The sequence below is a fragment of the Frederiksenia canicola genome (assembly GCF_011455495.1).
Taxonomy (GTDB): Bacteria; Pseudomonadota; Gammaproteobacteria; order Enterobacterales; family Pasteurellaceae; genus Frederiksenia; species Frederiksenia canicola.
In genome coordinates this window covers 1,474,636-1,499,186 of the sequence record NZ_CP015029.1, presented here as the reverse complement: position 1 = coordinate 1,499,186, position 24,551 = coordinate 1,474,636, and the positions used below count along the sequence as shown (strand labels likewise).

Annotated in this window: 32 protein-coding genes and 1 riboswitch; of the genes, 12 read left to right on the top strand and 20 right to left on the bottom strand. The window is 41.5% G+C overall.

Going from position 1 to position 24,551, the window contains the following annotated elements:
- Positions 1-91: 91 nt before the first annotated feature.
- Positions 92-460, top strand: a complete 369-nt coding sequence (locus tag A4G17_RS07345) for a hypothetical protein (protein WP_123956219.1) — start codon at positions 92-94, stop codon at positions 458-460.
- On the opposite strand, the gene A4G17_RS07340 is transcribed toward A4G17_RS07345, so the two are convergent.
- The 12 genes from A4G17_RS07340 to A4G17_RS07285 form a co-directional block, all read right to left on the bottom strand.
- Positions 445-1,602: a colicin-like pore-forming protein gene (locus tag A4G17_RS07340; RefSeq protein WP_123956220.1), complete on the bottom strand. Its 1,158-nt coding sequence runs from the start codon at positions 1,600-1,602 to the stop codon at positions 445-447. The genes A4G17_RS07345 and A4G17_RS07340 overlap by 16 nt on opposite strands.
- Positions 1,603-1,815: 213 nt before the next feature.
- Positions 1,816-2,463, bottom strand: a complete 648-nt coding sequence (locus A4G17_RS07335) for a BRO-N domain-containing protein (protein ID WP_123956221.1) — start codon at positions 2,461-2,463, stop codon at positions 1,816-1,818.
- Between the two features lie 355 nt (positions 2,464-2,818).
- Positions 2,819-3,370, bottom strand: a complete 552-nt coding sequence (locus A4G17_RS07330; protein WP_123956222.1) for a hypothetical protein — start codon at positions 3,368-3,370, stop codon at positions 2,819-2,821.
- A 10-nt stretch (positions 3,371-3,380) separates the two neighbouring features.
- Positions 3,381-3,716, bottom strand: coding sequence for a hypothetical protein (locus A4G17_RS07325; protein ID WP_123956223.1), 336 nt, complete (start codon positions 3,714-3,716; stop codon positions 3,381-3,383).
- A 122-nt stretch (positions 3,717-3,838) separates the two neighbouring features.
- A complete protein-coding gene (locus tag A4G17_RS07320; protein ID WP_123956224.1) occupies positions 3,839-4,225 on the bottom strand; it encodes an antitermination protein in 387 nt (128 codons plus the stop codon).
- A complete protein-coding gene (locus tag A4G17_RS07315) occupies positions 4,215-4,574 on the bottom strand; it encodes a RusA family crossover junction endodeoxyribonuclease (protein WP_123956225.1) in 360 nt (119 codons plus the stop codon). Before A4G17_RS07315 ends, A4G17_RS07320 begins: the two co-directional genes overlap by 11 nt.
- Complete coding sequence (locus tag A4G17_RS07310) at positions 4,567-5,589, bottom strand: DUF968 domain-containing protein (RefSeq protein ID WP_123956226.1); 1,023 nt, start codon at positions 5,587-5,589, stop codon at positions 4,567-4,569. Before A4G17_RS07310 ends, A4G17_RS07315 begins: the two co-directional genes overlap by 8 nt.
- Positions 5,582-5,791, bottom strand: coding sequence for a hypothetical protein (locus tag A4G17_RS07305; protein WP_123956227.1), 210 nt, complete (start codon positions 5,789-5,791; stop codon positions 5,582-5,584). Before A4G17_RS07305 ends, A4G17_RS07310 begins: the two co-directional genes overlap by 8 nt.
- On the bottom strand, positions 5,773-6,270 hold the full coding sequence (locus A4G17_RS07300) for a DNA N-6-adenine-methyltransferase (protein WP_123956228.1): 498 nt from the start codon (positions 6,268-6,270) through the stop codon (positions 5,773-5,775). Before A4G17_RS07300 ends, A4G17_RS07305 begins: the two co-directional genes overlap by 19 nt.
- The gene (locus tag A4G17_RS07295) at positions 6,267-7,340 is read right to left on the bottom strand and encodes a conserved phage C-terminal domain-containing protein (protein ID WP_123956229.1); all 1,074 of its coding nucleotides are present in this window, start codon (positions 7,338-7,340) and stop codon (positions 6,267-6,269) included. The genes A4G17_RS07300 and A4G17_RS07295 overlap by 4 nt, the downstream gene beginning before the upstream one ends.
- A complete protein-coding gene (locus tag A4G17_RS07290; protein WP_123956230.1) occupies positions 7,337-8,116 on the bottom strand; it encodes a Rha family transcriptional regulator in 780 nt (259 codons plus the stop codon). Before A4G17_RS07290 ends, A4G17_RS07295 begins: the two co-directional genes overlap by 4 nt.
- A gap of 41 nt (positions 8,117-8,157) precedes the next feature.
- The gene (locus tag A4G17_RS07285; RefSeq protein WP_123956231.1) at positions 8,158-8,373 is read right to left on the bottom strand and encodes a transcriptional regulator; all 216 of its coding nucleotides are present in this window, start codon (positions 8,371-8,373) and stop codon (positions 8,158-8,160) included.
- A gap of 128 nt (positions 8,374-8,501) precedes the next feature.
- On the opposite strand from A4G17_RS07285, the gene A4G17_RS07280 reads away from it, so the two are divergent.
- The 8 genes from A4G17_RS07280 to A4G17_RS07245 all read left to right on the top strand — a co-directional run bounded on the left by A4G17_RS07280 (position 8,502) and on the right by A4G17_RS07245 (position 14,774).
- On the top strand, positions 8,502-9,155 hold the full coding sequence (locus A4G17_RS07280) for a LexA family protein (protein WP_123956232.1): 654 nt from the start codon (positions 8,502-8,504) through the stop codon (positions 9,153-9,155).
- A 76-nt stretch (positions 9,156-9,231) separates the two neighbouring features.
- A complete protein-coding gene (locus A4G17_RS07275; RefSeq protein WP_123956233.1) occupies positions 9,232-10,614 on the top strand; it encodes a ParB N-terminal domain-containing protein in 1,383 nt (460 codons plus the stop codon).
- 36 nt (positions 10,615-10,650) lie between these two features.
- Positions 10,651-11,472, top strand: coding sequence for a DNA adenine methylase (locus A4G17_RS07270; protein ID WP_123956234.1), 822 nt, complete (start codon positions 10,651-10,653; stop codon positions 11,470-11,472).
- A gap of 340 nt (positions 11,473-11,812) precedes the next feature.
- Positions 11,813-12,010 (top strand): hypothetical protein, encoded by a 198-nt coding sequence (locus A4G17_RS07265; protein ID WP_123956235.1) that lies wholly within the window; start codon positions 11,813-11,815, stop codon positions 12,008-12,010.
- Between the two features lie 38 nt (positions 12,011-12,048).
- Entirely contained in the window at positions 12,049-12,417 is a 369-nt protein-coding gene (locus tag A4G17_RS07260) for a hypothetical protein (RefSeq protein WP_123956236.1), read from the top strand.
- Between the two features lie 32 nt (positions 12,418-12,449).
- On the top strand, positions 12,450-13,253 hold the full coding sequence (locus tag A4G17_RS07255) for a DUF2303 family protein (protein WP_123956237.1): 804 nt from the start codon (positions 12,450-12,452) through the stop codon (positions 13,251-13,253).
- 232 nt (positions 13,254-13,485) lie between these two features.
- Positions 13,486-13,731 (top strand): DUF4224 domain-containing protein, encoded by a 246-nt coding sequence (locus A4G17_RS07250; protein WP_123956238.1) that lies wholly within the window; start codon positions 13,486-13,488, stop codon positions 13,729-13,731.
- Between the two features lie 11 nt (positions 13,732-13,742).
- Entirely contained in the window at positions 13,743-14,774 is a 1,032-nt protein-coding gene (locus tag A4G17_RS07245; RefSeq protein ID WP_123956239.1) for a tyrosine-type recombinase/integrase, read from the top strand.
- 184 nt (positions 14,775-14,958) lie between these two features.
- Here the strand turns inward: A4G17_RS07245 and A4G17_RS07240 are convergent, their stop codons facing one another.
- From A4G17_RS07240 to dapB, 5 genes are all read right to left on the bottom strand, one after another.
- Entirely contained in the window at positions 14,959-16,290 is a 1,332-nt protein-coding gene (locus A4G17_RS07240; protein ID WP_123956240.1) for an L-cystine transporter, read from the bottom strand.
- A 97-nt stretch (positions 16,291-16,387) separates the two neighbouring features.
- Complete coding sequence (locus tag A4G17_RS07235; protein WP_123956241.1) at positions 16,388-16,690, bottom strand: nucleotidyltransferase family protein; 303 nt, start codon at positions 16,688-16,690, stop codon at positions 16,388-16,390.
- Positions 16,690-17,091 carry a nucleotidyltransferase substrate binding protein gene (locus A4G17_RS07230; protein ID WP_123956242.1) on the bottom strand — a complete coding sequence of 134 codons (402 nt, stop codon included), beginning with the start codon at positions 17,089-17,091 and terminating at the stop codon, positions 16,690-16,692. The genes A4G17_RS07235 and A4G17_RS07230 overlap by 1 nt, the downstream gene beginning before the upstream one ends.
- 52 nt (positions 17,092-17,143) lie before the next feature.
- Complete coding sequence (locus A4G17_RS07225; RefSeq protein WP_123956243.1) at positions 17,144-18,250, bottom strand: methionine biosynthesis PLP-dependent protein; 1,107 nt, start codon at positions 18,248-18,250, stop codon at positions 17,144-17,146.
- A gap of 37 nt (positions 18,251-18,287) precedes the next feature.
- On the bottom strand, positions 18,288-19,100 hold the full coding sequence (dapB, locus tag A4G17_RS07220) for a 4-hydroxy-tetrahydrodipicolinate reductase (protein ID WP_123956244.1): 813 nt from the start codon (positions 19,098-19,100) through the stop codon (positions 18,288-18,290).
- Between the two features lie 151 nt (positions 19,101-19,251).
- On the opposite strand from dapB, the gene A4G17_RS07215 reads away from it, so the two are divergent.
- Positions 19,252-20,220, top strand: coding sequence for a Gfo/Idh/MocA family protein (locus A4G17_RS07215; protein ID WP_123956245.1), 969 nt, complete (start codon positions 19,252-19,254; stop codon positions 20,218-20,220).
- A 79-nt stretch (positions 20,221-20,299) separates the two neighbouring features.
- Here A4G17_RS07215 and rlmM read toward each other — a convergent pair whose 3' ends face one another.
- On the bottom strand, positions 20,300-21,388 hold the full coding sequence (gene rlmM, locus A4G17_RS07210; RefSeq protein ID WP_123956246.1) for a 23S rRNA (cytidine(2498)-2'-O)-methyltransferase RlmM: 1,089 nt from the start codon (positions 21,386-21,388) through the stop codon (positions 20,300-20,302).
- A complete protein-coding gene (locus tag A4G17_RS07205) occupies positions 21,381-21,788 on the bottom strand; it encodes a DUF423 domain-containing protein (protein WP_123956247.1) in 408 nt (135 codons plus the stop codon). Before A4G17_RS07205 ends, rlmM begins: the two co-directional genes overlap by 8 nt.
- A gap of 125 nt (positions 21,789-21,913) precedes the next feature.
- A riboswitch (molybdenum cofactor riboswitch) is annotated at positions 21,914-22,047 on the top strand.
- Between A4G17_RS07205 and moaA the strand changes: the two genes are divergently transcribed.
- Positions 22,036-23,058: a GTP 3',8-cyclase MoaA gene (moaA, locus tag A4G17_RS07200; RefSeq protein WP_123956248.1), complete on the top strand. Its 1,023-nt coding sequence runs from the start codon at positions 22,036-22,038 to the stop codon at positions 23,056-23,058. Its footprint overlaps the riboswitch before it by 12 nt.
- A 102-nt stretch (positions 23,059-23,160) precedes the next feature.
- Positions 23,161-23,640: a cyclic pyranopterin monophosphate synthase MoaC gene (moaC, locus tag A4G17_RS07195; RefSeq protein ID WP_123956249.1), complete on the top strand. Its 480-nt coding sequence runs from the start codon at positions 23,161-23,163 to the stop codon at positions 23,638-23,640.
- A 47-nt stretch (positions 23,641-23,687) separates the two neighbouring features.
- On the opposite strand, the gene A4G17_RS07190 is transcribed toward moaC, so the two are convergent.
- A complete protein-coding gene (locus A4G17_RS07190; protein ID WP_418886407.1) occupies positions 23,688-24,524 on the bottom strand; it encodes a phospholipase A in 837 nt (278 codons plus the stop codon).
- Positions 24,525-24,551 lie beyond the last annotated feature (27 nt).

Sequence of the window (24,551 nt, the reverse complement as noted above, 5' to 3'; positions counted from 1 at the left end):
TAAGAGGCATAAAAAAACCGCCTGCAAAACTATGCAAGCGGTCAGATTTTGACTAGAATTTGTAAATTGCCTTAATAAAGGAAATAAGAAAATGACAACGCCATTCTATAAGAAACGTCCCCAATGGTGGATTAAACTGCTAGATATTTTCCATATTACTGAAAAACAGTATTGGATTATTTTCTTTGCTTATTTAGCAATACTCATCATTAGTTTGCTTGTAGAGAAATTTATTCTTCAACGTTTTTCAATCAATAATGTTGATATATATAAATTATTTTGGTACAGCCTTCCAACGGCTCCTTTTGGATACTATTGGATATTGCATAATTTAAAGAAGCTCCCCAACGATTGGTTTAGAGCCCACCTTATTCAAAGTGAGCCCTACCGAATTATAGGAGCTATTTTTTCCCCAATTATTACGCTAGTTGTCTTAGTAAAACACTATTTTGCAAGATAGCCTTGAGTATGATTTTGCATTTTCAGCCAAAAACTATCATCTAAAGCATTAGATGCAAGTACACCTAATCCTGCAATGATGATAGCTACAGGGAGAGAACTCGCAGTAATACCAAACCCCACAATAAGCCCAATTAACATATTAGAACCGAGCTGACTGATTTTTGCCCCAAATTCACGCCAATCGCCTGTTTCCTGAGACTTATTGAAAAGGGTCGCTAATTCATAAGCGGTTACAACACTACTTCCCCACCCGAAAACTTTAGCAACCTTATATAAAGATTTCGCATTTTCTTTTACTTGTGCTGAATTATTTAAAGCAACTAGATCATCAAGTAATTTTTGATCACTTTTTGAAATCATAAATTTCTTACCATGCATAAATTTATCATAGCGGACTTGAGCCATATTTATACGAGATGGTAAATATGTAAAATTCCGAGAAAGTTGCTGAAAATCTTTTGCTAACTTCGCATCAATTTTCTTTTCATATAAATCCTTATAAGCTGATAAAACATTGTTTACAGCTTCATAATGTTCCAGTAGGTGGCTTTTTTCTTTTGCATTTGCTTGAGTAAGTAAATAAGACTCAACAGAAACAGATTCCATATTTAACTGAGAATAGCCAATCATAGGGTTCAATAAACATTGATGAGTGCGATTAAGAACTCCTTCCCAGTCTCCATTTTTAGCTTGAGCCTCTGTTTCTCTCCAAATAGGATCTTTTTTACGACGTCGTCCTCCACGCAATCTAGCACTGTCTCCTCTTGACAGCGCAATTATACTTGCAGCAGCATGAATAGCTGTGGGATGATCTTTAGGAACTAAATCTTCAAGTTCCATTCGGTTATCAGAATGCTCTGGATTTGTGTTAGCCCCAGCAAGAATCTGAACACCACCGATATTAGTAGTTATAGATGTGCGCACTGTTTCCTGATTACTATGGGTACTGTGTCCTTTTGGATTGTCAATATATGATGAACTCGGTTGGCTATCATCACGCCCACCAATATCGGTTTCCTTTTCGTATCTGCTGTCCATACTTGATTTTGTTTCTGAATTAGAGTCAACTCTAACACAATCTGACAGACTTTCCGCCTTGGAATCACATACGAAACTTGCACCATCAACTGCATCTGACATAAAAACTCCTTGATTTTAGCTAATAAAAAAGCCCCGACCGTTTCCGATCAGGGCTGTGAAAATTCATTCGCTTTTGCTCGCTTATACGAGTCGCAAGCATAGCTGAAATGTACCTGTTTTAGTCCGTACTGTCAATCACTTTTTAAGCAATTACACCGCCAAAAGCCGCTTGTAACCAGTACAAGCGGTCGGTTTTAGTGAATTTTTTACAAATTAGTATTGGCGGAATGAGTGTCTGTGTTTTCTCATCACTTCTTCCGAATTTTCAACGGCAAAATCCATTTCTTTGAGCAGCTTAATTTTGGTTGTAAGCGATGTGTGCCCAACAAGCTGAATGCCTAACATTTCGTATAATTGAGTAACCATTCTATCTGTTTCCCACATTACATTTCGGGCTTCTTTAGCATAGTAAAGCAGCTGGGAAAAGTTGGTATCCATCTCTTTTATTCTTGGCAAATGAATATCAAGCACTAAGTTTGGCTGTGAATTTTGCGAATACTGCCCTGTTTTGCGGATTTGCGGTAGCACTTCTGATGTTACCCATTTTCTGAAACGGTGCGGAACTGAACCTTTTTTCACCGCATCACGACAGCGTAAAATTAAAGTGTACATTCCGCTTTCGTTGACAATTCCAACAGATTGCACTTGATTTCCGATACCGTCGGTTAAACCGACAGTATCTTTTAAATTCAAAATTTGATACTCATCTTCATCTAATTTACTAATGGCATCACGAGAATTTGAGATATTTAAAGCTGAGCAAATATCTACAGATAAAAACCAAGGTTCATCATTGATTATTAAAGTACGGATTGCGGCATTTTCAAAATTGAAGGCTGAGAATTGAGTTGATTGAGACATAGTTTAGATTTCCTTTTGAGAGAAAACCCCGATAAATCGGGTGGTCGAGAGCTCAAAACCAGTCTAAACTCTGGCGGACTTATTTCCTTTTCAGGTGTTGTATTAGTCGCACTCTCGACCATTGATAAATTTTGGATATAAAAAAATCACACTTTCGGGGTGAATATCCTAGTTTAGATTAAAGGCTTTTGAGACCTTGGCTGATATTTTTAGACCACTCACAGCCATTGTGGGGACCATTCACATATAGCACTCAAAAAATGATATATCAAATGGCTTATTTAAGGTTTAAGCACCTATGCAATGGATAATAAAAAAATCCCCTTGGGGTGTCAAGGGGATTTGGGGAATTTAATTAGGTATATGATAATTCATCTTCTGTTTCTGGTATCAACTTCTGCATTTGTTTTGTGCTTAAAGTAACAATGCCAGAAACAATTTTTTGGGTTTGCTTCATTGCTTTCACAACAAATAACAAAGGAACCAGTAACATACACCAAGCACCAGTATTGATAATAAAGGCATCAGAAAATGCCTTATTGCTACGGCAATATAATTCTTTCAATACTGCATTATGAGATGCTTCAATAAGCTGTCTTTTCTTCAATACTCTTTCTCGAAATTTAGCATCAGTTTCAAATTCGCGTTGTGCTTCTTTCATCAATGAAAGATTTAATTTAGGTAAGCGTAGCATTAGCCCTGTTAGGCTAGAATGTAACATATAATAAATAGCTTTATCATTCTCACTAAGCTCATCAAGACAAATCGAATCAAGTTCATCTTTAATTTCAAATAACTCATTGCGAATGCCGACTCGTAAATTTGGTGCAATAATTGACTCATACACGAAATGACCGATGGCAAGTGTTAAGGTTATATAGAATAACCATGTCATTGCTGTAATCATTTTAGCTCTCCTATTTTTTAGATTTTACCTGTTTTTGGTATGTTTTTTGCTGTAATTTCTGATATTGAGTAGATAATTCCGCATACTTTCTACGGATTTTTCGAGCATCCCAATACCATACAATCAATATTAAAACGAATAAAGTATAGCCTACTAAAGAGCCATCCTTTAATCCTTGAACAATTTTAAATACCAAAAGCGATAACTTTTCTTCTGGCAGACGATATAGTACGAGCAAACAACCTAATAGAATGAATAATAAGGGGAGCTGTCCTCTATTCATTGCTGTATTTAATACATCACGCACAGTCTGTGCCCAAGTGACTTTATTATTCTGTTGTTGCACTATACCGACTCTCCTTTCTCATAGACAAATAGCCTAGTGATAAGTTCTTATCATAGGCTACATATTTTTATGTAAATTCTATACTTATGAATATGTCAATTCAATAGCTACTAAAAAATATATTACAATTTTACCCTCACAATCCCACTCCCGAACACAGCCCCTTCCATAAAACTTTTGGCGGCATTTAGTCTTTCGTGAAAGGTGGTTTTCGATATCATCATCGCATTGCAAATTGACTGACGATCTTGCCGTTGCAAAAATACCGCCATTAACACCTGATAAACTTCAAGATTGCGGTCGTGTAACACATTCACTGCTTCATCAATTCGCACATAAGTCCGTTCGTCTAATTCGCTGATCGTATAGCGAATAATTGGCTTGGCGGACTCTCGCATAAATGATTGTAGCGAAGGGTAACCTTTACAACCACGATGTGAGGCCCAACGGCGAACCCAAACATTCAGCACATCATCGATACTGGCATTTAACTGAACTTCATACTGCATTTTTATACTCCTCCATTTCTATAATCACTTTACCGCCCTTGATGGCTTCGTGCTTTTCCGCTACTAACTTATAAATCAAACTATCATCAGCAATAATGCCCGACTTGGTTAAACCGTCTAGCAATGCTTTGAAGATGTTATCAATATCCCGTTTGCGGTTATCAGGTGGATAAATATCCACCCTTAGCATAACCTTGCTTTTAAATGGCGGTACTTTTGCGATTTTTACCGCCAAACTGACCGCTTGTTGGTAGGCTTTGCCCTGTGCGGTGACATAATGAATACCGCCACGAGTATGTTTCCAGTAATGATTTACCGTTGGCGGATAGGGTAATTCGAGTTTAATCATCAATAACCAACGCCCCCAAACCAATCGCTCTATCTAAAAATTTATACAGTAACGCTAACTGTGAGCCATACTGCTGTTCAAATCTGCCAACATTGCGATGTAATTCATCGTGGTGAATACGACATAGCGGAATCGTGAATAAATCGTGTTCTTTTCCACCCATTTTGCCCCCGCCATTCCCGATAATATGGTGTGGGTCGTCGGCTCTTGCCCCACAGCAAACACAAGGCTGTGATTTCACAAACTGCAACCATTTGCGATTTTCAAACCGCTTGAGCTTTGGGCGAGCCATAAAACTGGCTGGCGGTTCAGGATCCACTTTCAGCTTTAATGCCGCAGAAACTTTATGCAACGTCGCTAACGAGTCAGGATTTTCAAAACCGATACTGCTCTCTTTGGTTAAATCTATCTGCTTTTCATAACCGAGAAATTGGCGGACTTCTTCGCTATTCAGCTCATTCATCAGCCCATTTAAACACGCCCACAACACCACATCGGCAAATTCAATCGGGGCAGTTTTACTTTTGCGTAACTGGCGGCGAATCGTTTCTGCGATAAAGGCTTGCCAATTTTGCTCCGCCAACTGCTCTAATTGTTCCGTTTTGATGTTTCCTTCCATTCGCTCTCTGTCGTGATGCCAACAAAGCTGAACTAAGCCGTTTTGTGTTTCCGCCAACACTTTTTCGGGGTGGCAGTATTTGCCGTCACGACACTGGCACGTTTGAATCTGCTTCACATAAGCGGTATAAGGCAAATCCCCATAAGGTTTAGTACGATGATTAACGGCTTGCCTTACCCTGCTGGATTTCGCCAGCTCCGCCACCGCATTACAAGCGGTCACTTCCGCTGAACATTTTGCAATTTTCCCTGATTTTTCCGTCTGCAACGCCGTTGGGGCGGGTTGTAACAGTGTGCGTTCACCAAATGCCGATGGGGCAACGTTGGGCGGAATGCGGTAAAACACAATACCGACTTCCGTCTGAAAGTAGGGCGTGAGTAATAACGTTTCATTCATCCCACACTTCCCAACCAAAGTACCCACAGGATTTCGTGCGATTTAACGCACAATCAGGGCTTGCCTGCGGATAGGGCAACGGCTCAATTAAATGCCCACAGCAACGAAACGGTGCATCGGCAAACCAACCCCATTCATCTACATCCGTCCAATCTTCCACTGGGGCACCACATTTCGGGCATTTCATTTGCTTTTCCGCCATTCTAATTTCCCTAAACTATCAATATGAATATGTCTCATTACCTGTGTCATATGGCGATGTTTCGGGTTAAATATCGCTAAATGGTTGCCTCGGCATACATCAGTCCATTTATTTGTTTCAGGATTAAGAAACTTAATCCGACCTCCAACAATAAAGCGGATCTCGGTTGCTTTTTGTGTTACAAGTGAAAACCACGCCGTACTAATATCAACGGGTAATAACATCACGACCAAGCAATTATGATTTTCAAATAATTCCACCGCTCGCTTAATAAAACTAAATGGATCACTAAAGGGTGGGTTGATAAAAATCCGTTCGTGTTCCAAAGGGTAAGTTAAAAAATCCATTTCAGGCGTAACATACCGCTCACACTTTGCATTATGTGGTAATGCTGCACCGTCAATCGTAATGCCAAATTCTGCATTGATAGGGTTAAATACTGAAAATGGTGTTGGGTAAGTATCTTTATCAAAACTCATTTCTCTGCTCCCGAGTTAAACATTGGCGGATTAAGGCGATCAGCATTTTCAACAGCATTACCGATTTCTTTGGCAAGCACCGACAACATTTCACGTTCGAGCGGTCGCTTGTTTTTGGTGTTGATCACAGCGTGGTACAGCACCACATTGCGTTTTTGGCTGAAATCAAGGTGTTTGAACGGATTACCAAAACCACCGCTAGATAACACTTTTTGAAATAAATCCTTGGCTTCTTCCACCGTTGGCGTAATCAGGCGTTTTGCTACTTCGCTTGGTTTAACCCATTTGCCATTCACGCAAATCGGTTTGCCATTGCTCGCCCAAGCGGTCGATTTAGGAAAATAATCCGCAAAATTTGATTGGCGGAAAATTGTTTTTGGTGCAAGGTATTCACACATTTTCTCGTCTCGTCCCCACTTGGCGACAAGGTAATCCACCACTTGCAGACAGTCCGCTACCGAACTTTCAGCAATTCGAGCGGTGATGTTCTTCGCCCAAGGTTTGAGTGAGTAACCCACAGGCTTACGCTCGCCAAGCTGTTCCGCCAAGTTAGCCAGTGCCACATTCAAATAATTCAACACTACTTCAGCAGGGGCAGGTTCCCCCGTTGGGGGGCTAGGGGGGTTATTTTGATCTTGGTTATATTGATCTTGTATATATTTATCTGGCGAATTTTTTTTCGCGTCTTCACGAATTTTTTTCCGTGGTTCTACGGAATTATTTTCGCCTGACGAATTTTTTTCCGCCTGACGAATTGGGGTAACTTGATTCCACGTTGCCCCTTTTTCTGTCAAACGCACATAATATTTGCCGTCCATAATCACTAAATCGATAATATCTTTATCTTTGAGTGTGTTCATATGGCGACGTGCTGTATCACGCTTCCAATCTTCCGCAATTAGCTCTTCCGCCACCTTACTAGGCTCAATCCAATAATAAGTAAAACCATTGACTACCGAGGCTTCCGCCCACGATGATGCTTGATTGATTAAATCCACAATACCGCCAAGAGAAGGTTTAATGCCCCACTCAACACAACGAACTTGATTGATGTGAATTGAATATCTCATACCGCCACCTTGCTGTGATAAAATTTGCCATCCCAATCGGCACGCATTGGCAACTCGCCTTTCATATAAAACTCAAAAATCTTCACTGCCCCTTTTTCCAATAACACGGGCTTATAGGTATTCATCTCGACACGCTCAATAGGATCAATCTCTATCCGCTTACTCTGCTCCGTCAAATACTTATTCCGAACGTGACCGAATACTCGCCAACAGCGAGAATTGTCTTTATATAGCCAACCTTTACTGCGTAAGAAATCATTGATTTTTTGGCAATTTACTCCATTCAAGCCTTTAACGAATTGCGGTGGCGTTAGCCCTGCTTGGAAATAGTTTTCAAGGGAATGGATATGTTCAGTTTTTTGGTTGTTTTCGAGCTGTAAAACCTGGTTCTGTTCAACGGTATCAGCAAGATCACGCAAGGCTTCTGCAAAATTTTGTGGTAATCTGACCGCTTGTTGGCTCTCTAACTCTTGCCAACGGCGATTGATACGAATGCGAACATCAGTGCGGTAGCCCGTGATTAAATCGACACACTGCTCGCGGCTGAGTAAAAATTCACGGTGCTGCTGATTGCCTGTGTTTGGGTGGGTGTAATATCCCTGCCCAATTTTGGGCAAGCCCATTTCTTCATAGGTTTGGTTAAGATTTTCAATATCACGCAAAACATGGCGATGCTCTTTTCCACATAGCTTCGCAATCTCCCGACTGCTCATCGTCAGCAAATTTTCACTTGCATTTTGTTTACTCATCGGCAATAATTTATCTGATTTATGCATATATTTTCTCAATTCAAAACCACCGTTCCAGCGGTGGTTTTTTATTTGCCTGAATTACGCAATACCGCCCAATTCACATCGGGGCGTAGCTCTTCGCAGGTCACTTGACCATTGGTTAATTTTTCAATCTCTGGACAGCGTTCAGCGGGGACTCCCGACTTTCTCCACTTGGATACTGCCCAAGGGCGGATCCCAAAATGTTTTGCAAGTACAGACTGACCGCCAACTAACTGAAATGCTTTTTCTATTGCTTGCACAATTTACCTTCTTAAATTGACTTAAATCTACTTTAAGTTGCATTTTAATACTTAAAATAGAATTGAATCAACCTTTTTTTATTTCTAAAATCTACCTTAGGTAGAAACCATTCTTGATGAGGTGAGAAATGAGCAGTACAGAAAGCACATTAGCAATGCGATTAAAAGAAGCGATGAATAAGGAAAATGTGTCAATTCAAGAATTGAGTAATGCAGTAGGAATCACATATGAAATGGCACGTCGCTACGTTATGGGTTCAGCTAAACCAAGAGAAAAAAGGTTAAATTTGATCGCCGAGTTCCTGAAAGTGACGCCAATGTGGCTGCAGTTCGGTGAAAAAAGCAATGTCGTGCCAGTAAATGTGACTAAGGCGAATAAATACCCGCTTGTCAGCGCAGTACAGGCAGGTTCTTTCACTGAAGCCTGTGACTATAAAGATGTCGATGGTTATAAAGAGATCGATTCAGAGATAGAGACAAAGGGTGATGGTTTTTATCTAGAGATCAAGGGTGATTCTATGGAACCCAAATTTTTAGAAGGGGATCTTGTGCTTGTTGATACAGGCTTAAGCCCATACCCAGGCTGCTATGTTGTGGCGGTGAATGGTTCTGGTGAAGCAACACTCAAAAAATATAAAGAGCTCAATGAGATTTCTGAATCAGGAAATCAGCACTTTGAACTTATCCCACTAAACCCAGAATGGAAAAGCAGAATTATCAACAGCAAAACCCAAGAGGTACGAATCATTGGCGTAGCAGTTGAGCATCGGAGTTATTTGTAACAAAACCAGAGCTGGAATTTTATTTGGTAGTAATTAGCGTGGAAGATCTTTAATAAATTTATCTCAAGGAGAATGTATGCTAAAAACAACATCTATTAAAAACTTAATTTTAGATCCAAAAAACCCAAGACATATTCCTATTGAAGCACAAGAAAAAATCATTGAATATTTGATAGAAAATGAAAATATCAAAGAGTTAGCAAAAGATATTGCAGAAAAAGGGCTAACAAACCCATTAGATTTGGTTGGAATTACTGAAGAAAATGGCAAGAAAATTGTGTTGGAAGGGAATCGACGTGTTTGTGCATTAAAACTACTCCTTAAACCTGAATTAGCACCTAAAAAACACCAAGCATTTTTTCAAAAATTAAAACAAAAGATAGACCAACAGATTAAGGCTATCACTGTTTATCAGTTTAATTCAAGAGAAGAAGCTACTATATGGTTAGCGACATTACATTCTAAAAGTTCAAAAATATCTCGTAAATCTTGGAGTACAGAACAGCAAACCCGTTTTGAGCAATCCATAGATGGCAAACCAGAAAATGCTGCTGCATTAACTATTCTTGAATTTTCCTTGACCAATTCACTTATCCATCCAGATCAGTCTAAAAAAGTGATCACCACTATTACTCGTATGCTTAGCAGCCCAGAAGTTCGCGATGCATTTGGAATATTAACAGGTGTTAAAGAAAGAAATATTCAAATTAATATTCAGACATCTGAGTTTATAGAGATATTAAAACAATATTTTAGTGATTTTGATAAACCGGAACATAATATAGGTTCTCGATCCAATAAAGTAGACCGACTAAACTACATTCAACATCTTAAAAAATTAGGCAAAATTCCATCATCTCGCCAACTAACCACAACAAGCCTAATGCCAGGTATGCCATCTACTCCTGTTGTGCCGCTAAGTCCCAAGCCTGTAGCACCAAAAGCCCAAAGAGTATCTTCTCGCTCAAAAGTTGGAAAGCTTATTGACTATGAGCTATCTATTCCTGTAAGCAAAATTCAAGATATCTATTTAGAATTAAAAACAAAATTAAATGTGGCAGAGAGTCCTTATGCCGTAGCGGCATTGCTAAGAGCATTAGTTGAACAAAGTTGTGATTATTTCCTAATAAAGAATAAGCAACGCTCTATTATATTTCATGATGGCGGAAAAACAGAAAACGTGACTGAAGGCGTTAATTTGAGAACAAAAATCCTAGGCATAGCACAATCATTAGAAAGATATAACTTCTTAGAAAATAAGGAACTCTCTACATTAACAAATGAATGCCAACCTAAAAAAGATGGCACTGGCACATTAAATTTATTAAATGGCGTTCTTCATAATTACGCTCATAATATTACTTCAGAACAAATTAGTGCAGCACATAATAATCTTAAACCATTTATTATTGCCATTTGGGAAAATATTGCTGGCCAAATGGAAAATAACACATTATAATTATCCTTATTATAAATAATTACAAGGATTATTTAAATGCATTACACTCCTTTACGCTACCCAGGAGGGAAAGCAAAATTTGCCCCCGCAGTGAAACAAATTATCGAGCAAAATAATTTGTATGGTCATTATGTAGAGCCATTCGCCGGAGGAGCAGGGATTGCTTTAGATTTACTATTTAACAATAATGTCGCGGATATCCATATCAATGACCTAGATTTAGCCGTTTACAACTTTTGGTTATCTGTCACTAAATTTAATAATGAATTTATCAAGCTCATTGAGGAAACGCCAGTAACTATTGAAGAATGGCATAAACAAAAACAGAATATAAATAGAACAGATTTATCAACTCTCGAACATGGCTTCGCCACATTCTTTTTAAACCGTACTAATCGTTCCGGTATTTTAAAAGCAGGTGTAATGGGGGGGCTTAACCAAACAGGTAATTACAAACTAGACTGCCGCTTTAATAAGGCTGAACTTATGAAGCGTATTGAGAGAATTGGTCAATACTCTGAACATATCCATATTTATAATCAAGATGCATTAGAACTACTGTCCAACATAGATAGTCTTATTCCTAGAAACTCTCTGATTTATCTTGATCCCCCTTATTATGTAAAAGGGCAAGGATTATATCGTAACTTTTATAAACACGATGACCATAAAGCAATTTGTCAAACTCTGGCTAACGTGAAAACACCTTGGATTGTCTCTTATGATAATCATCCTGCTATTAAAGAGATTTATCAAGATTATCGTCAAGCCGACTATACACTCAACTATTCCGCAAATAAAAAAACCAAAGGCAGTGAAGTAATGATTTACTGTCCTCAAATAAAAAATACCATTTAAACCGCCCACCATGGCGGTTTTTCTTTACCTAAAGTCTACCTCTTACTACTCTAAATCCACCCAACAAGCGGTCACTTCCCGCCAATTTTTTGCAATTCTGCCCCACTCCTCTTTTTTTTGTTCAAAAAGCAACCAAATAATCACTTTTTCTAAAATTATTTCCTCTTAAAAATCAACAAAATGCAACTTAAAGTATAAAAACCAGTAATTTTATCACTATTTTTTATTGCATTTATTTCTACTTTAAGTAGAATAAGCATCATCAAAACACAGCAACCATTCATAACAGGACTTAGCTACGTTCAAGTGCTGTTATGAATGGTCAACTGGGAGTATTCAAATGAACAAACTCATCAATCTACTCTGGGCAATCGTCTTCATTGTCGGTTTTTCTTTAGCACTGAATGCTGCGGGTATCGATTTATCCGATGACTACGACGGAAAGCAGCTCACTGTGCAACTTGAGTGCCAACATGGGCAGCTAGTGCTTAAACCGACAGGCGAATTATTACAAACCGCTTTAGTTTGTGAAAACTAACTAAACATACCTTTTAATCCAATATAGGAGAAACAAAAATGGCTAAAACTAATGTACACGATTTCCTTGGCGAATTAGATGCTGGGATTTTTGAAACTAAACTCGCAACAGCACTTTCTGATGTCGCACTTGGCGTGCTTAATCACGACAAGCAAGGCACCGTGAAACTTGAGTTTACGCTAAAGAAAATGGATAGCGATAACCCGCAGGTCCAAATCCAACACAAACTGAGTTATGTCAAGCCAACCAAACGCGGTAAATCTTCAGAAGAAGATACCACCGCAACGCCAATGTATGTTCACAAAGGCGGGGTGTTGAGTGTGGCACCTGACAAAGACCAGATGCCAATGTTTGCAAATTCTGAAGACCCCGCTTTTGAACAAAAAGCAACGTTTAAGGTGAACTAATTTTATCAACCCACAACTTATGGAGACCTAAAATGGATCAATCAACTATCCAACAAATTTCAGCCCTCACAGTCGCGGCCACTAAAGAAGTGGAAACCGAATTTGCCAACATTGTGCTGCCTAGTGGTGTACAGGTGCAGTCTTTGGAAGCATTCCAAGCCCACCGCAACCAATTCCGAGCGGTATTTTCCACTCAACGCTTCGGCAGTCTTGTGGAATATGCTACCGTCAACTCCCAAGAAAAAGCTCAATGTTTTATCGACCAAGAGACAATGAGTGCGGAAATTGTGTTTGATATGGGCAACCGTGATAAAGCGGGTCACGCAAAACACCGTGCCGAACTCAAGATGAAGGAAACCGCCGCTTACAAAGCTCTCCGCCAACTAAACGGTGCAAAACGCTCACAACGGGACTTTTCCGACTTCTTGGAAGACTGGGGTGACTTCCTCACAGTTTATCACCACGACGATCAAATCAGCGTTAAGAATGCCGTTCAAGCTGTTCGCAAAATGACGATTGATTTTGCTCGCAATGAAGAACACGAAGTCGGCGAATTTGCCGCCAAGAAATCGGCAATGGAAGCAGTGGAAGCCAAGTCTGCCCTGCAACTGCCAACCCATCTCGTGTTTACCTGCAACCCATATAACGGCTTAGATGTTCGTTCATTTACCCTGCGTGTGCAAGTGCTGACTGGCAGCGGCGAACCCTTGCTGGTTGCTCGTCTCGTCCAAGCTGAACAGATCGATGAAGCGATCGCTACCGAGTTTGCCGAAAAGCTGGAAGCGGCACTGACAGAGACAGACATCAAGGTCAATATCGGCACGATTGAGATCTAATTGGTAAAAAATCAACAAGAACCGACCGCTTGTTACGTTACCGCAGGCGGTCGGATAAGGAAATAAAAATGCAAACAAAACCAAAACTTGATTTAAACACCATACCAGCAGGCACTCAATTCAAATGGAATGAAATGTCCGAAGAAAAAAGCTCTTTTTTGACTGAGAAAGCAAGATAAGAGAGCTGATAGGATTTTATACTTGGTAGGCTGTAATTGATTGAGAGGAACAAATGGAATTTCTCACACCAGACGAATTAGCGATTTACACCGGCTACGAACGCCCAGCAGAGCAATTAAAGTGGCTGGAAAAGCAAAAAATTGTACCATTTACCATTAATGGCAAGGGTTGTCCCGTTGTCATCTACAAACACGTTTTCGGCTTCCGCCGAGACGGTAAGGACGATGTTTCCGCCCACCCCTCTGATCCAAACTGGCAGCCTAACCCACCGCCACCGCCCTCACGCCGCAAACACTAAGGAGGTTATCAATGGGCAGAAAACGTAAAGCACAAAACATCAATTTGCCTGATAATCTCTATGTTCGCATTGATAAACGTTCGGGCAAGCCGATTAAACGCTATTTCTACCGCTTGGGTGGCAAAACCGAAAAATCGCTCGGTACCAATTTCAACCTTGCCTGTTTAAAAGCGATCCAGCTAAATTTAGACCGTGAGCCAATCGGCAGCATCATCACCTTTACCCAAGTTGCTAACCGTTACAAAGATGAAGTTATTCCTCTTAAAAAGATAAGCACCCAAAAGGTAAATCGTACCTGTTTGAAGACATTGCAGATGTTTTTCAAATCTGCTCCACTTGATCAAATCAAGGCACAACATATTCGGACTTATCTCGACTGGCGGAAAGCTACGCCTGCGGCTGCCAACAACGAATATATGCTCTTTCATCATATTTGGCAAAAGGCAAGAGAATGGGGCTATACCGAAAAGGCTTGCCCGAGCGAAGGCGTGGCTCGTTACCCCAAAAAACAGCGTGAAATCTATGTAGAAGATCACATTTTTCGCTTAGTCTATCAGCATTGCAACCAAGCCTTTCGGGATTTAATGGATATTGCCTATCTCATCGGACAACGCCCGATTGATGTGGTCAATATCCGCCGTAGCCACATCATCAACGGTTACCTACACATTCAGCAAGAGAAGACTCAAGCGAAGCTACGCATTGGGTTGAAAGGAAAACTAAAAGAGATCATCGAACGACGGTTTGAAAGTGGCAAAGAATATCTTTTTTACACACGGCTCGGTACACGCTTTACACCAAGCTATGTCAGCAATACTTTTGCTACTATTCGGGCAAAGGTCATCAAAAACCACCCCGATTTTGCTAGAGAGATCGCCGAGTTCCAGTTCCGCGATTTACGGGCTAAATCAGGTACAGATAAAGCGATGAAGCAGGGCATAGACGCAGCCAGAGAACATCTCGGTCACACAAGCGAAAAAATGACAAAAGTCTATATCCGTCTCGCTCCGATTATTTCCCCACTAGAAGAGAGTGTCGAATAATAAAAGATGGACGAGAAAAAATCTCGCCCTCCGTGACATAATAACTGCTTAAACATTTGAAAAGTTAGCTCAAAATTTCGGAACAACCCCAATTTTTTCGGAACAGCCCGAAGTAGTGACAAGATAACACATTGATCGAACTGGCTTTATTTTAGAAAAGCAAATTCATTAAATATTTTGCAAATTATTCTTCTTTTACCTTCAGCACCTTATTACTAATCGTCCCCGCCACCATTGCACCGTTTACATTTAAGGCGGTGCGTCCCATATCAATTAATGGCTCAATAGAAATCAGTAAACCAACCAAAGCAAGCGGTAAATTTAGGCTAGAAAGCACCACAATCGCAGCAAATGTTGCTCCGCCACCTACGCCTGCAATGCCGAAAGATGAAATGGCAACCACTAAAATCAACGTGAAAATATATTGTAAACTGAACGGATCAATACCCACCGTTGGTGCAACCATCACTGCTAACATTGCAGGATAAATGCCTGCACAGCCGTTTTGTCCAATCGTTGCCCCAAAGGTTGCAGAGAAGTTGGCAATTACGCTGTTATTGCCCAATTTGTTGGTTTGGGTTTCAATGTTTAGCGGTAACGTTGCGGCACTTGAGCGAGACGTAAACGCAAAGCTCAACGTTGGTAGCACTTTTTTGTAATACGCAAGCGGGTTGATTTTGAAGAAAAATAGCAAAATACCGTGCACGATAAACATCAACAAAATCGCTAAATAAGACGCCACAATAAAGCTGCCGAGATTGACAATGTCCGCCCATTTTGATGTCGCTGCCATTTTAATCATCAACGCAAACACGCCGTAGGGAGTAAGACGAATCACAAAACGTACCAAACGCATCACTAATTTATTTAAGGTTTCCACGCCTTGAGCAATACGCTCACCAAGTGCTTTATCTTCTTTGCCAAGGCTCAACGCTGCCACGCCCAATAAGGCAGAGAAAATCACCACGCTGATAATGGATGTTGGGTTCGCCCCAGTTAATTCGGCAAAGGGGTTTTTTGGAATAAAGGATAATAACATCGCAGGCAATGATAAAGCATTCACCTGCTCTGCTCGTCCATCGACTTTTGCTTGAGCGGCTAATTCACGCTCACCAGCAACTAATCCTTCGGCAGAAAGATCAAACAGATAGACCATCGCAATGCCGATTGCCGCAGCGATTGCAGTAGTAATCAATAATACTGACAGCACACTAAAGCTGATTTTGCCTAGGCTACTCGCTTGGTTAATACGAGTTATCGCCGATAAAATTGAGATAAACACTAATGGCATGACAATCATATGTAATAAACGTACATAGCCATTTCCAACCAAGTTCACCCAATCAAGCGTCGCATCGATCACTGATTTTTCGTAAAAAAACTGTAAAAACGCACCGCTTGCAAGCCCTAACAATAAGCCAATAAATACTGTACGCCCGAGTTTTTGTGAACGGCTAAACAAGAAATACAGTAATACTAACAATGCAGTAAATACGGTTAAATTTAAAATCACCATAATCTCTACCTATAAAACAAAAATAAAAAACGACAATGAGAATAAAACGCCCACTGCCGTTTGACAAGATAAATTTCAGATGAATTATAACCTTTGGTTATATCGTTCCAGTTTGAACTATCTCATACTTTTCACTAATAATTTGCCGAAATGTTTCACTCGTCGTCGCCCAATCAACAAGATCCACTTTCCAAACCAAATCAGACTGAGAAAATGCCTCCACTAAATCAGCGTGTGTAGTGAGTGACAAAGGTTGCTCTCCAATGATAGCCAAATCCAAGTCAGAATAAGGTTTTGCTGTTCCCTTCACCCTAGAGCCAAATGCCCAAACGGTATGGGTTGGCACATAGCGTTGCAAAATGCCAAGTACAATTTCCCGCTCTTGATCGCTAATTTGCATTAAGCATTCCTTTGTTGCAGTTGTTGCTGTAAAAACTGCACTTCTGAAAGAAACTTCGGAATGCCTTGAACAACCGAAATCGCAATTTCTTCGTCATAAGTATGGCTAGTTCTCGCCCGCATATCACGATACTGTTTCCAATCAGACCAGTTTCCAAGCAACAGTCCCCGCTCATTTGCACTACGAATCAAATCCTGAAAATGCATTGCATCAAACTCTTCGGGATTAGGCGAAATCTGTTCCAAATAACGTTTCAGCATTTTATGGCTAATTTCATAGGTAAATTCAAAACGTTGAATCAATCCATCACGGATTTGCAGGTCGTTAATATCTTGATAATAGCGGCTAAGACCTTCATCTAACCGAAAAATTGCGTTATTTAATGGTGTGAAATCTAACATTTTGAGCTGTCCTTATTGGTAAAACTTTTTGCTGATCTAACCGCTTGTAACCCTAACCTAACTTCGCAAACGCCTGCAATAAATCGGCTTTGATGTCTTCCACGTGCTCCAAGCCCACGGAGAAACGCAGCAATTTGTTGCACACACCACGGGCGATGCGTTCAGCTTCAGGAATATCCATATGAGTTTGGGTTGCAGGGTAAGTGATGAAACTTTCCGTGCCGCCTAGACTTTCTGCAAAGGTAATCAATTTGATATTTTTCAGGAAGGTGTTTACCCAATCTTCGTCTTTCAAGCGGAACGATAACATTCCACCTTTTCCCGAATAAAGCACGTCTTGTACTTGCGGTTGTTCGGCAAGGAATTGGGCTAATTCGGTTGCGTTTGATTGATGGCGTTCCACCCGTAATGCCAAGGTTTTCAAACCACGAATAATCAAATAAGAATCAAATGGCGATAGCACCGCACCCGCTCCGTTTTGTAAGTAGAACAAGCGGTCGCAAAGTTCTCGTCCTTTTGCCACAATCACGCCCGCCAATACATCATTATGCCCTGCGAGATATTTGGTCGCACTGTGGATCACAATATCCGCACCGAATTCAAGCGGTCGGAATAGCACAGGTGTTAAGAAGGTATTATCCACAATCAACATTAAATTGTGCTTTTTAGCAATTTTAGCAATCGCTCCCACATCGCACTCTTCCATCAATGGATTAGACGGCGTTTCAACAAAAATAGCTTTGGTGTTCGGGGTAATCGCCGCCTCCACAGCAGCTAAATCCGCCGTGTTCACATACACTGGTTTAACCGTGTTGTTATTTTTATAGCTGAAATCAAGCAAGCGGTAGGTTCCACCATACACATCGCTAGAGATAATCCACTCATCTGGTGCAGTGAACAGTGACATAATCAGTTGAATTGCCGCCATACCAGATGCCATCGCAAAACCCGCATCGCCACCTTCCAAATCAGCAACCCCCTGTTCTAACACCGCACGGGTTGGATTTTTGGTGCGAGTGTAATCAAACCCTGTACTCTCGCCAATGCCTGTGTGTCCGTAAGCCGTGGAAAGAAAAATCGGCGTCGCCACTGCTCCAGTGCGTTCATCGGTACGATTACCTAGCTGAACTAATGTAGTCTCAATATTGTTGTGTTTCATTTTTACCTTCTTATTATCATTGTAGTGATGTAAAAAATTAGAGATTATTCAAATCCAATACATCGGTCATATCAAACAAGCCATTTTGCTTGTTTTCAAGCCATTTGGCTGCACGCACCGCACCCTTGGCGAAAGTCATTCGGCTAGAGGCTTTATGGGCGATTTCAACCCGCTCGCCTTCATCTGCAAACCACACACTGTGCTCGCCCACCACATCACCAGCACGAATGGTAGCGAAGCCAATTTCATCGCGTTTGCGTTCGCCAGTAATGCCTTCACGAGCGAATACACCGTGGGTTTTGAGATCTCGCCCTAGGGTTTTAGCAATATGTTCGCCCATTGATAATGCCGTGCCAGACGGGGCATCGACTTTATGGCGGTGGTGAGCTTCGATCACTTCAATATCGCAATAATCCCCCATCACTTTGGCGGCTTTTTCGAGCAATTTAAACACTAAATTCACCCCCACGCTATAGTTGGACGCAAACACAATCCCGATTTTTTCCGCTGCCGTTTTGATTGCCGCTTTGCCCGCATCATCGAAACCTGTTGTGCCGATCACCATTTTTTTGCCGTTTGCAACACAAAACTCAAGGTGTGCCAAGGTACCCTCTGGGCGGGTGAAGTCAATTAATAAATCAAAGTTTTCTGCTTGTGAGCGAAGATCGTCGGCGATCTTCACACCAATTGAACCGATACCAGCCACTTCGCCTGCATCGGCACCGACCAATGAAGAGCCTTGGCGTTCAAAAGCTGCCCCTAATTTTACGCCTTGTGCATTTTGCACCGCTTGGATCAACTGACGCCCCATTCGCCCGCCAGCCCCAACGATTCCAATTTTTAATGTCATATTGTATCCTTTTTATGTGATTTTCATCTGTTACAAGCGGTCAGATTCTAGCGAAGTTTTGCAAATTTGAATAGCGAAAAACCGTACGATGCTCGCCCAAATCGCTGGTTTGTGCGTATAATGAAGCATTTCTCTCACAGTGAGGTAAAAAATGAAACTTGGTATTGTTGGCACAGGGATGATTGTGCAAGACTTGATGCAAATTCGTTCCACATTAAAGGTCGAAAAATTGGCGATTTTTGGGCGTAACCTAGAACAAGTTGAACAACTGGCAAAAACCCATCACATCCACGAGACGTTTTCCACTTATGACGCGATGTTGGAATCGGATATTGATACGGTGTATATTGCTCTTCCCAACAACTTGCATTTTTCTTTTGCTCAACAGGCGTTAGCCGCTGATAAACACGTGATTTTGGAAAAACCAATCACCTCTAACTACGCCGAATTTCAACAACTTCGCAGCCTAGCAAATGCGAAAAAGAAGATATTGATCGAAGCAGTGACACTGCATTATTTGCCCGCCTATCAGCAACTCAAGCAGAAACTGGCAGAGCTGGGTGAAATTAAAATTGTCAGTTTAAATTATAGCCAATATTCTTCTCGCTACGACCGTTTTAAAGCAGGCGAAATTCTGCCTGCCTTTGACCCACAGAAATCTGGCGGAGCCTTGATGGATTTGAACGTATATAACTTACACTTTGCAGTGGGCTTATTTGGCAAGCCAATGGGCTGTGTATATGCGGCAAACATTGAGCGAAACATTGACACAAGCGGCATTTTGCTGCTGAATTACCCCACATTCCAAGCCGTGTGCATCGCCGCTAAGGACTGCTCCGCTCCCGTCATGCTTTCTATTCAAGGCACCAAAGGCTGCATTACCGTGCCAATGCCCGCTAGTGTAATGAATACGTTTGAGCTGATTGCCAACAACGGACAACGCCAATCCTTCGAATTTGAAAAACAGCACCGAATGTTCTACGAATTTCAATGTTTTACCGAGATTATCGACAAGCAAGATTTCGTTTTTGTGGAAAAAATGTTAGACATCAGCGAAACCGTCTGTCAACTCACTGAACAAGCCCGTAAGCAGCAAGGCATTCGCTTTGCGGGGGAATAAAAAATGGGACATGATGATCTGATTCATGTCCCATTTGCAAAATTTCTGGTCAATCTGACCGCTTGTTACGGTGTCTTTTCTACGACTTTTTACCCAATACAGCAATATGTACGGTGATTTCTTCGCGATCGTGGTAGAGATGTTTGGCTTGAATAGTGAACCACAAACCTTGTTTGGTCAATTCGTCTTGCAAAAATGCCAAACAGAGCTTAACTTCCTGATAACGCTTTTTCATCGGCAATTTTAGGTTGAAAATCGTTTCCCGGCACCAGCCATTAACCAACCATTTGGCGATGAGCTTAGCAATTCGCATCGGTTGTTCCACCATATCGCATACCAGCCAGTCAATCTGCTTACGTTTGGGCGGCTGGAATTTAAAGCCGTCTTCCGCACAGTGTTCAATCCGCCCCGTATCATGCAAACTCGCTGCCATTTTGCCGTGATCGACCGCATACACGAACAATCCACGTTTAACCAGTTGGTAAGTCCAACCACCTGGACAAGCCCCCAGATCGACTCCGATCATATTTTCATTCAGCCGCTTTTTCTCGTCTGCCGCAGGAACAAATGCCAAAATCGCTTCTTCCAGTTTCAAGGTTGAACGGCTTGGAGCATCAGCAGGGAATTTTAAGCGAGGAATACCCATAAAATGGGGTGAACGGTTGAAATTATAGGCATAGCCAGCATAGCATTTGCCCGAGCCGATAAACAAAATATGCAAGGTAATACTATTTTTTGCTGATGGTTTCGCCCCGAGCCAGCCCTGTTTTCTCAGCGCTGCTCGCAGTGGCACAGTGAATTTACGACAAAAAGTCAGCAGCTCTTTAGCTTCATTGGTGTCTGGCGTTTCGACCACAATTTCGCTACTATTTTTCGGTGCAAGCGGTTGATATTCCGCCAAAATTGGCGAAATGCGATCATTTTCGGGCAAATCCTGTAACAAATTACCTACCACAATCATTTGTCGCACAAAAATCAGTGAACGTAAATCCAGCGCTCTAGCCAGACGATCTGCCTCGCCGATTTGGTAACATTCAAAAATCACAAAACCACTGTTTTCTTTGAGATTAGCGAAGCCAAACACACCAAGCTCAGCCGCCTTGTCACTGATTTCGCCCGCCACTTCTTTCTCAAACCCGACACGGCAATATAATGCGAGTTTATTCATTATTTTTCCGTTGCATAACGCTAATGAACAGCAAAGCAGCCCAGCCAACTAAGAATAAAATTCCACCAATTGGTGTTGTCCACACAAAGACACGACCGACATCAAGTGCTAACGCATATAAACTGCCGCTAAATAGTAAAATGCCTAACGCCCAGCTACCACCAATAATGTTAAAGGCTTTCTCTCGGCAAGCGGGTGGATTCTGTAAATTATTTGCAATTTGGAATAGGCCTAATCCCAATAAGGCAAGGGTATGAAACATTTGATATCTCATTCCTTTTTCAATCCAAATCAATCCTTGATCGCTCAAATGATGCTCCAACGCATGAGAGGTCATTGCCCCAAACGCCACCCAAAAAAATCCGCTCAACGCAGCAATAAAAAGCCATCTATTTTTCATTTTGACTCCAATCCAAAATATAAATAATCATTTTGGTGACATTCTACCCTTTTTCATTTGAGTATCAAACCCATAACAGTTTCCTTGCGTAAATTCATCATAATCTCTACAATATCAAAAATTTAACGAACAGACGACTCCGAGCTTGTGCACCTAAGTCTTTGATATGGTAGCAAGCCAGTAATCAGTGTTGATTCAATGGATGGGTGAGAAATTACCCTTCCACTCGTATTTAGAAAGGTGTCAAATGCAATCTATCCCGATCAAAAATGTCGGCGAGCCTGAAGTTTCTGGGTTAATCGACCGCTTTGCGAGACAATATGTCTATTTGCGGCTATCGATTACCGATGTGTGCAATTTCCGTTGCAACTACTGCTTGCCCGACGGCTATCATCCGCCCAAACATAAACAGACGTTTCTGAATGTGGATGAAATTCAACGCCTTGTGCGAACCTTTGCTGATCTCGGCACAGAAAAAGTGCGAATTACGGGCGGTGAGCCAACCTTGCGTAAAGACTTTCTCGACATCGCTCATACCATTTCACAAACCGCAGGCATTCGCCAAGTGGCACTGACTACCAACGGCTATCGTATGGAACGTGACGTAGCGTTGTGGCAGCAAGCGGGCATTACGAACTTGAATGTTAGCGTAGATAGCCTTGATCCTCGTCAATTCCATTTAATTACGGGCGAAAACAAGCTGCAAACCATTTTAAATGGCATCGACAAAGCCTTTGAAATCGGTTACAACAAAGTGAAAGTGAATGCGGTATTGATGAAGCAATACACCGCCAAAGGTTTGGACGATTTCCTGCGTTGGATTAAAGATCGTCCGATCCAGATGCGGTTTATTGAGCTGATGGAAACAGGCGAAATGGACAGTTTCTTCCAACAGCAACACCTGTCAGGGCAAACTATTTTAGAACGGCTTACCCGTGAAGGCTGGCAACTCAAGCCGAAAGGATTGACGGACGGCCCAGCCAAAGTGCTTACTCACCCCGATTATCAAGGGGAAATCGGGTTGATTATGCCTTATGAAAAGAATTTCTGTGCCAGCTGCAACCGCCTGCGTGTTTCCGCCCTTGGCAAATTGCATCTCTGCCTATTCGGTGAAGAAGGGGTGAATATTCGGGATTTATTGCAATCAGACGAACAACAATTGCAACTCGAAACTCGCCTAAAAGCCGCCCTACAAGGCAAACGGGAACACCACTATCTACATATTGGCGATAGCGGTGTGCGGAACAATTTAGCCAGTATTGGTGGATAATTCGCAAAAAATGATGCGGAACTGACCGCTTGTATTACACAAGCAAAGAAACGTCATCACTCAAAAGTACTCGATCTTACCTTAACCCCAAAATAGACAACCATGACAAATTTCACCCACATAAACCAAAACGGCGAAGCAAATATGGTCGATGTTTCAATGAAACAAGATAGCGTGCGGGAAGCACGAGCGGAAGCCTTTATCACGATGAAACCTGAAACCTTACAAATGATTATTTCAGGCAATCACCACAAGGGCGACGTGTTCGCCACTGCCCGCATTGCAGGCATTCAAGCAGCAAAACGGACCTGGGAATTGATCCCGCTCTGCCACCCATTGTTACTCTCGAAAGTCGAAGTCCAATTGGAAGCCTTGCCCGAAACGAACCAAGTGCGGATCGAATCTCTGTGCAAACTCACTGGCAAAACCGGCGTAGAAATGGAAGCCCTAACTGCCGCCAGCGTGGCGGCGTTGACCATTTACGATATGTGCAAAGCGGTACAAAAAGATATGGTCATTGAACAGGTTCGCCTACTCGCCAAAAGTGGCGGGAAGTCGGGCGATTTCGTGGCGGATCGCTAACACAAGCGGGTAGTTCTGGCTGATCTTTTGCAAATCTACCCACTCATTTAGAACACATTATTCAGCGAAATCCCCACACCAATACGTTGGATATTTTTATTGTAATCAATTAACGATTCGCCATAACCGCCATAATATTGCGTATAAAAACGAATGTATTTGGTAAGTGGGTAGCTATAAGTCGCCTCAACCCCGCCTTTGTGGTGACGTGGATGATAATGCCCTTTCAGCTTGAATTGGTGTTCTTGGTAACGATAACCAACGGTCAAATCAAAATAGCTACGATATTTGGTGATGTCTGGATTATCATCGCTTCTTGCTTTTTCAGGCACTCTCCACCAAGGCTTGAGTTCGACGATCCAATTGCCTTTACTAGCGGAGGCTCGAGTATAAAGGCGATTCCAACTGCGAGATTGCATATCTTCTGCATTTTTCCCATTAGACTGGTGATTAAACCCTGTTTCAATATCATTTAACTGCCAACCAAAAGGTAAAGCATATTGTGTTTGCCATGCTAGAAAGAGTTGTGGCTCATAGTTGCTTTCACGAAATGGCGACGATTGTTGCGTATTACGGATTTGAAACCAAGATCGCTGACTATATGTTCCCGCTAACACTGAATTTTCACCAACAATTCCCCGCCAAATCGGCAATGCAAGGCTTAATTGAAATTTGATTTCATCTGGCTGCATTTTTTGCTTGTCAAATTGAAAATTTTCATTTGAGAGGCTATATATCAAATAATTCTGATCGTATGCCATTAGACCAATAAAATCATCTGAACGTTTGGCTAACAACGCTGCGGTTTTACTTTTATAAGGAAAAGTATTGAAGGAATCTTCCGCTAAACTCGGATTTGCCAACATAGTGAGCAAGGAAAGCATCACAATAGAAGTTTGTTTCATTATTCG

What these genes read in the sequence shown, in the direction of transcription:
- moaC (WP_123956249.1), top strand. Translation starts at nt 23,161, where the DNA reads ATGACAAATTTCACCCACATAAACCAAAACGGCGAAGCAAATATGGTC.
- A4G17_RS07310 (WP_123956226.1), bottom strand. Translation starts at nt 5,589, where the DNA reads ATGAATGAAACGTTATTACTCACGCCCTACTTTCAGACGGAAGTCGGT.
- A4G17_RS07275 (WP_123956233.1), top strand. Translation starts at nt 9,232, where the DNA reads ATGCTAAAAACAACATCTATTAAAAACTTAATTTTAGATCCAAAAAAC.
- A4G17_RS07335 (WP_123956221.1), bottom strand. Translation starts at nt 2,463, where the DNA reads ATGTCTCAATCAACTCAATTCTCAGCCTTCAATTTTGAAAATGCCGCA.
- A4G17_RS07250 (WP_123956238.1), top strand. Translation starts at nt 13,486, where the DNA reads ATGGAATTTCTCACACCAGACGAATTAGCGATTTACACCGGCTACGAA.
- A4G17_RS07235 (WP_123956241.1), bottom strand. Translation starts at nt 16,690, where the DNA reads ATGCAAATTAGCGATCAAGAGCGGGAAATTGTACTTGGCATTTTGCAA.
- A4G17_RS07280 (WP_123956232.1), top strand. Translation starts at nt 8,502, where the DNA reads ATGAGCAGTACAGAAAGCACATTAGCAATGCGATTAAAAGAAGCGATG.
- A4G17_RS07205 (WP_123956247.1), bottom strand. Translation starts at nt 21,788, where the DNA reads ATGAAAAATAGATGGCTTTTTATTGCTGCGTTGAGCGGATTTTTTTGG.
- rlmM (WP_123956246.1), bottom strand. Translation starts at nt 21,388, where the DNA reads ATGAATAAACTCGCATTATATTGCCGTGTCGGGTTTGAGAAAGAAGTG.
- A4G17_RS07340 (WP_123956220.1), bottom strand. Translation starts at nt 1,602, where the DNA reads ATGTCAGATGCAGTTGATGGTGCAAGTTTCGTATGTGATTCCAAGGCG.
- A4G17_RS07260 (WP_123956236.1), top strand. Translation starts at nt 12,049, where the DNA reads ATGGCTAAAACTAATGTACACGATTTCCTTGGCGAATTAGATGCTGGG.
- A4G17_RS07300 (WP_123956228.1), bottom strand. Translation starts at nt 6,270, where the DNA reads ATGAGTTTTGATAAAGATACTTACCCAACACCATTTTCAGTATTTAAC.
- A4G17_RS07330 (WP_123956222.1), bottom strand. Translation starts at nt 3,370, where the DNA reads ATGATTACAGCAATGACATGGTTATTCTATATAACCTTAACACTTGCC.
- A4G17_RS07270 (WP_123956234.1), top strand. Translation starts at nt 10,651, where the DNA reads ATGCATTACACTCCTTTACGCTACCCAGGAGGGAAAGCAAAATTTGCC.
- A4G17_RS07255 (WP_123956237.1), top strand. Translation starts at nt 12,450, where the DNA reads ATGGATCAATCAACTATCCAACAAATTTCAGCCCTCACAGTCGCGGCC.
- A4G17_RS07305 (WP_123956227.1), bottom strand. Translation starts at nt 5,791, where the DNA reads ATGGCGGAAAAGCAAATGAAATGCCCGAAATGTGGTGCCCCAGTGGAA.
- A4G17_RS07230 (WP_123956242.1), bottom strand. Translation starts at nt 17,091, where the DNA reads ATGTTAGATTTCACACCATTAAATAACGCAATTTTTCGGTTAGATGAA.
- A4G17_RS07225 (WP_123956243.1), bottom strand. Translation starts at nt 18,250, where the DNA reads ATGAAACACAACAATATTGAGACTACATTAGTTCAGCTAGGTAATCGT.
- A4G17_RS07295 (WP_123956229.1), bottom strand. Translation starts at nt 7,340, where the DNA reads ATGAGATATTCAATTCACATCAATCAAGTTCGTTGTGTTGAGTGGGGC.
- A4G17_RS07345 (WP_123956219.1), top strand. Translation starts at nt 92, where the DNA reads ATGACAACGCCATTCTATAAGAAACGTCCCCAATGGTGGATTAAACTG.
- A4G17_RS07265 (WP_123956235.1), top strand. Translation starts at nt 11,813, where the DNA reads ATGAACAAACTCATCAATCTACTCTGGGCAATCGTCTTCATTGTCGGT.
- A4G17_RS07245 (WP_123956239.1), top strand. Translation starts at nt 13,743, where the DNA reads ATGGGCAGAAAACGTAAAGCACAAAACATCAATTTGCCTGATAATCTC.
- A4G17_RS07240 (WP_123956240.1), bottom strand. Translation starts at nt 16,290, where the DNA reads ATGGTGATTTTAAATTTAACCGTATTTACTGCATTGTTAGTATTACTG.
- A4G17_RS07190 (WP_418886407.1), bottom strand. Translation starts at nt 24,524, where the DNA reads ATGCTTTCCTTGCTCACTATGTTGGCAAATCCGAGTTTAGCGGAAGAT.
- A4G17_RS07320 (WP_123956224.1), bottom strand. Translation starts at nt 4,225, where the DNA reads ATGCAGTATGAAGTTCAGTTAAATGCCAGTATCGATGATGTGCTGAAT.
- A4G17_RS07290 (WP_123956230.1), bottom strand. Translation starts at nt 8,116, where the DNA reads ATGCATAAATCAGATAAATTATTGCCGATGAGTAAACAAAATGCAAGT.
- A4G17_RS07315 (WP_123956225.1), bottom strand. Translation starts at nt 4,574, where the DNA reads ATGATTAAACTCGAATTACCCTATCCGCCAACGGTAAATCATTACTGG.
- moaA (WP_123956248.1), top strand. Translation starts at nt 22,036, where the DNA reads ATGCAATCTATCCCGATCAAAAATGTCGGCGAGCCTGAAGTTTCTGGG.
- A4G17_RS07215 (WP_123956245.1), top strand. Translation starts at nt 19,252, where the DNA reads ATGAAACTTGGTATTGTTGGCACAGGGATGATTGTGCAAGACTTGATG.
- dapB (WP_123956244.1), bottom strand. Translation starts at nt 19,100, where the DNA reads ATGACATTAAAAATTGGAATCGTTGGGGCTGGCGGGCGAATGGGGCGT.